Here is a 6000-nt window from a genome sequence, read left to right as displayed (position 1 = left end):
TACCCTCCGCTCTTCTTATCTGTTTTTATTAGCCGCCGTTGGGCGGCCTTCTGGTTTGTCCGCGGCATTGCCCCTTCCTACTATGTCGCGAGACTCGGCTGCTCAGAAGCGAGACACCAGGGGCCGCGAACCCGCGCGCGCCAGCGCGCCAAGAACACTGTGACCAGGGTGACGGAGACGGCGCGGACACTGTCTGAGAGGCTGGACTCGTGAACCCGTCTACCGCTCAGGCTCGAGTAGTCGTCGACGAACTTGTGCGCGGGGGTGTGCGCGATGTGGTGTTGTGTCCCGGTTCGCGGAACGCTCCGCTCGCCTTCGCGCTCCAGGCCGCCGACGCGGCCGGTCGGTTGCGGCTGCACATGCGCATCGACGAACGAACCGCGGGTTTTCTCGCCATCGGTCTGGCGATCGCGGGCAACAATCCGGTTCCGGTGGTGATGACCTCGGGTACCGCGGTGGCGAATCTCGGCCCTGCGGTGCTGGAAGCGAACTACGCGCGAATCCCGTTGATCGTGTTGAGCGCCAATCGGCCCTACGAGATGCTCGGGACCGGCGCCAATCAGACCGTCGAGCAGCTGGGCCTGTTCGGTAGCCAGGTGCGTGCCACCATCAGTCTGGGGCTGGCCGAGGTCGACCACAGCGGCAACGGCAGCGGTCCGTACGGCCAGCAGAACAGCGTGTGGCGTTCGGCGGTGTGCCGGGTGCTCGCCGCGGCGCGCGGCACGCGCTCGGGCAACGCGGGCCCGGTGCATTTCGACATTCCGCTGCGCGAACCGTTGGTGCCGGACCACGAGGCGGCCGCAGGCCCCGAAGGACGCGCGAACGGGCAGCCGTGGACGGCGACGCAGTACGCGACGCTGGATGTGCCGCTCGATATCGATCTGACCCCGGACACCGTGGTGATCTCCGGGCACGGCGCTGGTCTGCGCCCCGAACTGGCCGAGTTGCCGACCGTCGCGGAGCCGACCGCGCCCATGCACGGCCCGGCGCTGCACCCGCTCGCCCTGCCGTTGCTGAAACCGAAGCAGGCCATCATCACCGGTCGCCCGACCTTGCACCGGCAGGTGTCCAAGGTGCTGGCCGATCCGTCCGTCACCGTCTTCGCGCTCACCACCGGTCCGCGTTGGCCCGATGTGTCGGGCAATGTCATCGGCACCGGCACCCGCGCGATCACCGTGGGCGCGCCGAGCGTGGAGTGGCTCGCGCATTGCCGCGAAGTGAGCGACAACGCCGAGCAGGTGGTGCGTGCCGCGCTCGGCGGGCACCCGAAGCCGACCGGCCTGCACGTGGCGGCGGTCGTGATGGACGCACTGCGCGAGGGTGACCAACTGCTGCTCGGCGCGTCCAATCCGGTGCGCGACGCGGCCCTGGTCTCGCATCCGCGCCCAGGCATCAAGGTGCTGTCGAACCGCGGCGTGGCGGGCATCGACGGAACGGTGTCGACGGCTGTCGGCGCGGCCTTGGCGCACGGCGGCCGGACCGTCGCGCTGATCGGCGATCTCACCTTCCTGCACGACGCGTCGGGACTGCTGATCGGGCCGGGCGAGCCGCGGCCGGTCGACCTGACGATCGTGGTCGCCAACGACGACGGCGGCGGCATCTTCGAGCTGCTCGAACAGGGCGACCCGCAGTACGCGGGCGTCTTCGAACGCGTCTTCGGCACGCCGCACGGCATGGACCTGGCCGCGCTGTGCTCCGCGTACCGCATTCCGCACCGGCAGGTGGATCCCGAGCAGCTGGCGGCCGAACTGGCCGGGCACGCGCACGGTCTGCGAGTGCTGGAGGTGGCCACGGAACGATCGAGCCTGCGCGAGCTGCACGCCGCTGTGCGGGCCAAGATCGCGACCTGAGCCCTGCCGCGAACGGACTATTCGGTGTCGCGGTCCTCGTCGTCGATCGGCACGGGAATGGACTGCTCGATGAGGTCGGCTTCGTTCGCGTCCCAGATGTCGCGATCGACTGCGCCCCCCGCCGCGCGTTCGACGGCGGTTTCCGCGGCGGCCTGGTCGTCGGTGTCGGCGTCGTCCACCTGATAGGCGGGCGTGGACTGCTCCACGCGGTCGGCCTCCGGCGCGTCGTCCAACGTACGCGGGGTGCTGCGATCGATCATCGTATGCTCCTCTCCGCTGGTGCTCTCCCACACCGGGTATACCCAATCGGGGAACCGGACAACAGTCTGGCAGTGACGAGAATGCTCCGAGCACGACGTTGCGGCAACCGTCCGCGCCGTAGGTATTCACTCCCCTTCGACGGCAGCGCCTCCGTTCACCGGATGCTCGACCAGCGCCAGGGTGCGCCCGGCCATGAACCGCGCCGTGCGGACCGCGACTCCGTTCCGCGTCACCTCGCTGACTTCGACCACACCGCGCGCGATGTGCACCTCGACCCGCCGCCCCGCGCGCGTCGCGGCGATTTCGTAACTGCGGGAGCCGTCGCCGACATCGACGACGATCTCCACCCGATCACCCTTCATCCACCAATTCTCCTCTTTTCCAGCGCTTTTCGCCGTTACGAGTTGATCGCGGAGGCGGGCGGGCCGCCCGTTCGAGGCGGCATCTGGTCGCAGCGAGAGCGATGAATTCCGCGCCCCCGCACCGTCTCGACTCACGCAGACAACTCCCATCCGGCAGGAGATCCGATGACATCCACGTTCGATTTCGAGCCCGCCGCCACCGCATTGGAGACCGTGGTCGCGGGCATCTCCGACGACCAGCTCGACGCCCCGACACCGTGCGAAGGCACCACCGTCGCCGGGCTGCTCGACCACGTGCTCGAACTGACCGAGGCGTTCCGGCAGGCGGCGACCAAGGAATCCGTCGGCCGCAGCACCCCGCCCGCCGTCGCGCGGGATTCGAAGCTGCCGGAGGACTGGCGCACCCGAATCCCGGCCCAGCTGAAGGAGCTGGTCGCCGCGTGGCGGGAACCGGGTGCGTGGGAAGGTGAGACCGAGGCGGGCGGTGTCCGGGAAGCCGCGATCGTGATGGCCGTGATCGCGCTGGACGAGGTCGTCGTGCACGGCTGGGATCTGGCTCGCGCCACCGGCCGGCCGTTCACCTGCGAGGAATCCCACGCGGCGATCCTGTTCGACTTCCTTCGCGAAACGCCGACGAACGGCACGCCCGGACTCTTCGGCCCGGTCGTCGAGGTTCCCGCCGAGGCGCCCGTGCTCGACCGCGTGATCGGACTGACCGGCCGTACTCCGAGCTGGACTGCCTAGCCTTCGGCCGGGATCGTGATGAAAGTGCCCGCGGCGACGCCGTCCATGGCGGCTCGGACGGCGATGTCGGCGGCGGCCTCGTCGATGGGGTCGCCGCTGGCCAGCAGGCGGTAGTAGAGCGGAGCCGAGACCGCGGAGAGGACCGCGCGCGGATCGGTGCCTTCGGGTGCCTCGCCGCGCGCGATCGCGTCCTCGACGCATGGCGCCCACTCGGCGAGGCGCACGTCGTAGAAACGGCGCAGCGCCGCCGCGGTGACCGGGTCGCCGGTGGCCGCGGCGATCACGGCCTGGAACAGCCGGCTCTGGCGCGGGTCGGTCAGCGTCTTGGCGACCAGGCGCGCGTTGGCGGCGAGATCGCCGCGCAGCGAACCGGTGTCGGCGCGGGGCAGCGACTGCTCGGCCATATCGGCGAGCAGATCGGCGACGAGCCCGGCCGGGGTGCCCCAGCGTCGGTAGACGGTGGTCTTGCCGACCCCCGCCGCCGCGGCGATCTCCGCCAGATCCAGCGTCGCGAAACCGCGTTCGGCGAGTAGGTCGCCCGTCGTGCGCAGGACGGCCACGCGGACGCGTGCGGTGCGCCCACCTGGGCGAACCGAGCCGGGAGCGGATTCTTCGGGCGTCATAACGGGACTCCAGTTCCATTTATGCCGAGCGGGGTGTACCGTTCGACAGTGTTAACGGAACTATAGACCCCTTAGGAGGGCAGTCCGGTGAATACTGAGGACACGCACATGGAGTACCGGCGGCTGGGTGCCTCGGGTCTGCTCGTCCCGGCGCTGAGCTTCGGCGCGGGCACCTTCGGCGGTCGCGGCGAGCTGTTCGGCGCGTGGGGCGACACCGACGCCGAGCAGGCGCGGCGGCTGATCGATATCAGCCTGGACGCGGGCGTCACGATGTTCGACACGGCCGACGTCTACTCCGACGGCGCTTCGGAGGAAGTGCTCGGCGCGGCGATCAAGGGAAGAAGGGATCGGCTGCTGCTGTCCACCAAGGCGGGTCTGCCGACCGGACCGGGACCCTACGACGCGGGTTCGGGCCGCGCCCGGCTGATCGGCGCGGTCGAAGGCTCGCTGCGCCGCCTCGGCGTCGACCACATCGACCTGTTCCAGCTGCACGCCTTCGACGCGCACACGCCGGTCGAGGAGACGCTCGGCGCGCTCGACGACCTGGTGCGCGCGGGCAAGATCCGCTACCTCGGCGCCTCCAACTTCGCGGGCTGGCAGCTGATGAAATCCCTTGCGGCCGCGGATCGCAACGGACTGACTCGCCATGTCGCGCACCAGGTGTACTACTCGCTGATCGGCCGCGACTACGAGTGGGAACTGATGCCGCTCGGCCGGGACCAAGGCGTCGGCGCGGTGGTGTGGAGCCCACTCGGCTGGGGCAGGCTCACCGGAAAGATCCGGCGCGGCCAACCGCTTCCGGCGGGCAGCAGGCTGCACCGGACGGCCGAGGCCGGTCCGCCCGTCGACGACGAGCTGCTCTACGACGTGGTCGACGTGGTGGACGAAATCGCCGCCGAGACCGGCAAGACCGTCCCGCAGATCGCGCTCAACTGGCTGCTGACGCGCCCCACCGTGGCGACGGTCATTGTCGGCGCGCGCAACGAGGAACAACTGCGCCAGAACCTCGGCGCCGTCGGCTGGCGGCTGGACCCCGAGCAGATCGCCCGCCTGGACAAGGCCAGCGCCGCCACCCCGCCGTATCCCTACTACCCGTACTACCGCCTGCCGGACTTCACTCGTCTCAACCCGCCTGCCGCGTAACCGACGGCCTGATGAACGGCAAGCGGTTAGTCCGCTCGGGTCGGCGTCGCCGTGAAGCCGAACTTACCGATCGTGACCACGGCGGGACCGTCGACGCGGTCAAGGTCGTACATCGCCTCGCCGAGGTGGGTGGACATCAAGTCCATCCACCACTCCCAGGGAGATTCGGGCCTGCCGTGGCGAGCGTCCTCCGCGATCTTCCGGTAGTACCCCAGCAGTGCCTCCGGAGTGAATTGCATGGCGACAGGGGTAGTGAGCGCCACGCCATCACGTTCGACGATGTGCGGAATGTCGTCCACTACTAGGATCTTCAACCCTTCCCCGGTTCCGGCTCGAACAATGGAGTCCGTCAACTCCTGGTAAGTAGGCTCATCCACGGCAAGCCTTTCCGCCTGGGTAGGCAGTGATGATCGCTCCGTCACTGCCAACGATAACGGTCGGGTCGACTGTTTTCGCGATCTGTCCAGTGACGCGGTTGACGAGATAGATCTGACCGGAATAGCAGGTCTTGCCTCCTCCTGCCGGGCCCGTCCGATCGGGTGCGTCGAGGGATTTGGCTATCGCGAGATCGGCGATATCACGCCAGTTCTTCCCCTCGATGTCAGCCAGATTCTGCCAGTCCTGCAGGTGCCGGCCCTGGATATGGCGGAACCCCCAGCCGTCGGTACCGCACTTCAATGTCGCCTTGCTGTAGGTTGCGACGACCTTGTTCTGTTCGGACGACTTCCCGCAGGCGCCCCAGACCTGTGCCGCGTGGGCTGGCGAGGAGGTCGACGCCCAAGCGAAGCCCGTTACGGCAAGAGCGGTGGCGAAGACGGTGATCGAAGTTCGTATGTTCATGACATCCCCCTAGTATCGATAAGCGCCCGCCGGAACCGGCGATGCATGGGCCGGAACTCGAGCTGATGCAGAGTCGGTCCTCCCACCGTTCTTCATCGCGGTTGCACGGAGTCTCGAATCCGGTCAGTGGTTTGGACGGCGCTCAACCCCGCCTGGTTCCGTGCCGTGATCACGATC

The 6000-nt window shown here is 68.5% G+C and carries 8 protein-coding genes; 3 read left to right on the top strand and 5 right to left on the bottom strand.

Features of this window, described 5'->3' with window-relative positions; genetic code table 11:
• Nucleotides 1-209: 209 nt before the first annotated feature.
• Nucleotides 210-1850, top strand: a complete 1641-nt coding sequence (gene menD / locus AB0H50_RS29105) for a 2-succinyl-5-enolpyruvyl-6-hydroxy-3-cyclohexene-1-carboxylic-acid synthase (RefSeq protein ID WP_357458728.1) — start codon at nucleotides 210-212, stop codon at nucleotides 1848-1850.
• Nucleotides 1851-1867: 17 nt separating this feature from the next.
• Here the strand turns inward: menD and AB0H50_RS29100 are convergent, their stop codons facing one another.
• Complete coding sequence (locus AB0H50_RS29100; RefSeq protein ID WP_357458726.1) at nucleotides 1868-2110, bottom strand: hypothetical protein; 243 nt, start codon at nucleotides 2108-2110, stop codon at nucleotides 1868-1870.
• A 126-nt stretch (nucleotides 2111-2236) separates the two neighbouring features.
• On the bottom strand, nucleotides 2237-2473 hold the full coding sequence (locus AB0H50_RS29095) for a hypothetical protein (RefSeq protein ID WP_357458723.1): 237 nt from the start codon (nucleotides 2471-2473) through the stop codon (nucleotides 2237-2239).
• A 165-nt stretch (nucleotides 2474-2638) separates the two neighbouring features.
• Here AB0H50_RS29095 and AB0H50_RS29090 point away from each other — a divergent pair, with 165 nt between their 5' ends.
• A complete protein-coding gene (locus tag AB0H50_RS29090) occupies nucleotides 2639-3217 on the top strand; it encodes a TIGR03086 family metal-binding protein (protein WP_357458720.1) in 579 nt (192 codons plus the stop codon).
• Here the strand turns inward: AB0H50_RS29090 and AB0H50_RS29085 are convergent.
• Nucleotides 3214-3840, bottom strand: coding sequence for a TetR/AcrR family transcriptional regulator (locus AB0H50_RS29085; RefSeq protein WP_357458717.1), 627 nt, complete (start codon nucleotides 3838-3840; stop codon nucleotides 3214-3216). The genes AB0H50_RS29090 and AB0H50_RS29085 overlap by 4 nt on opposite strands.
• Before the next feature lie 108 nt (nucleotides 3841-3948).
• Here AB0H50_RS29085 and AB0H50_RS29080 point away from each other — a divergent pair, with 108 nt between their 5' ends.
• A complete protein-coding gene (locus AB0H50_RS29080; protein ID WP_357458878.1) occupies nucleotides 3949-4983 on the top strand; it encodes an aldo/keto reductase in 1035 nt (344 codons plus the stop codon).
• Nucleotides 4984-5009: 26 nt separating this feature from the next.
• Here AB0H50_RS29080 and AB0H50_RS29075 read toward each other — a convergent pair whose 3' ends face one another.
• On the bottom strand, nucleotides 5010-5282 hold the full coding sequence (locus AB0H50_RS29075; protein ID WP_357458714.1) for a hypothetical protein: 273 nt from the start codon (nucleotides 5280-5282) through the stop codon (nucleotides 5010-5012).
• A 70-nt stretch (nucleotides 5283-5352) separates the two neighbouring features.
• Nucleotides 5353-5823, bottom strand: a complete 471-nt coding sequence (locus AB0H50_RS29070) for a hypothetical protein (RefSeq protein ID WP_357458712.1) — start codon at nucleotides 5821-5823, stop codon at nucleotides 5353-5355.
• Between the last annotated feature and the right edge of the window lie 177 nt (nucleotides 5824-6000).

The organism is Nocardia sp. NPDC050793 (genome assembly GCF_040654065.1).
Classification (GTDB): Bacteria; Actinomycetota; Actinomycetes; order Mycobacteriales; family Mycobacteriaceae; genus Nocardia.
The sequence above is the reverse complement of the archived record's forward strand: the minus strand, read 5'-3'. Positions and strand labels throughout refer to the sequence as shown.

What these genes read in the sequence shown, in the direction of transcription:
- AB0H50_RS29095 (WP_357458723.1), bottom strand. Translation starts at nt 2,473, where the DNA reads ATGAAGGGTGATCGGGTGGAGATCGTCGTCGATGTCGGCGACGGCTCC.
- AB0H50_RS29070 (WP_357458712.1), bottom strand. Translation starts at nt 5,823, where the DNA reads ATGAACATACGAACTTCGATCACCGTCTTCGCCACCGCTCTTGCCGTA.
- AB0H50_RS29090 (WP_357458720.1), top strand. Translation starts at nt 2,639, where the DNA reads ATGACATCCACGTTCGATTTCGAGCCCGCCGCCACCGCATTGGAGACC.
- AB0H50_RS29100 (WP_357458726.1), bottom strand. Translation starts at nt 2,110, where the DNA reads ATGATCGATCGCAGCACCCCGCGTACGTTGGACGACGCGCCGGAGGCC.
- AB0H50_RS29085 (WP_357458717.1), bottom strand. Translation starts at nt 3,840, where the DNA reads ATGACGCCCGAAGAATCCGCTCCCGGCTCGGTTCGCCCAGGTGGGCGC.
- AB0H50_RS29080 (WP_357458878.1), top strand. Translation starts at nt 3,949, where the DNA reads ATGGAGTACCGGCGGCTGGGTGCCTCGGGTCTGCTCGTCCCGGCGCTG.